Here is a 627-nt window from a genome sequence, read left to right on the forward strand (position 1 = left end):
GCTGGTGGAGGCGCTGCAGCCGCAGCGCTCCCTCAGCTATTCGCCCCTATTCCAGGTGATGCTGTCGTTGCAGAACAATGAAGAGGAAAGCGGTTCGCTGCCTGGCCTGACGGTGTCGTCGCTGGCCACGCAGCAGCACACGGCGCAGTTCGACCTGATGCTGAACGTGGAAGAGGACGAGGACGGCCTGCAGCTCAGTTGGGAATACAGCACCGACCTGTTCGATGCGTCCACGGTGGCGCGCATGGCGGACAGTTTCGCCTGTTTGCTGGATGGCGCACTGGCAAATCCGCAGCGTGCACTCGATACTTTGCCGTTGATGGCGCCTGCCGAACGCGAACGCTTGTTGCAGCTGGGGCGGGCGACGCAATCGACAGTGCCGGCGCAGTGCCTGCACCAGCTATTTACGGCGCAGGCACTGGCCACGCCGCAGGCGGTGGCCTTGACCGATGGCGAGCGTCACTGGACCTATGCCGAACTGGAGGCGGCATCGAACCAGCTGGCGCATCGCCTGCTGGCGTCGGGCGCGGCGCCCGGCGCGCGCGTCGGGCTGTGCCTGGAACGCTCGGGCGAAGTGGTGCAGGCGATCCTGGCCATCCTTAAATGCGGGGCGGCCTACGTCCCGCT

1 protein-coding gene is annotated in these 627 nt (G+C 65.9%); it reads left to right on the forward strand.

Annotation, left to right across the window (positions count from 1 at the left end):
• Positions 1-627: condensation domain-containing protein (locus tag CSQ93_RS28555; protein WP_158301420.1), on the forward strand; the 627-nt coding region annotated here is incomplete at both ends.

The sequence above is a fragment of the Janthinobacterium sp. BJB426 genome (assembly GCF_002735705.1).
In the GTDB taxonomy this organism is placed as follows: Bacteria; Pseudomonadota; Gammaproteobacteria; order Burkholderiales; family Burkholderiaceae_D; genus Janthinobacterium.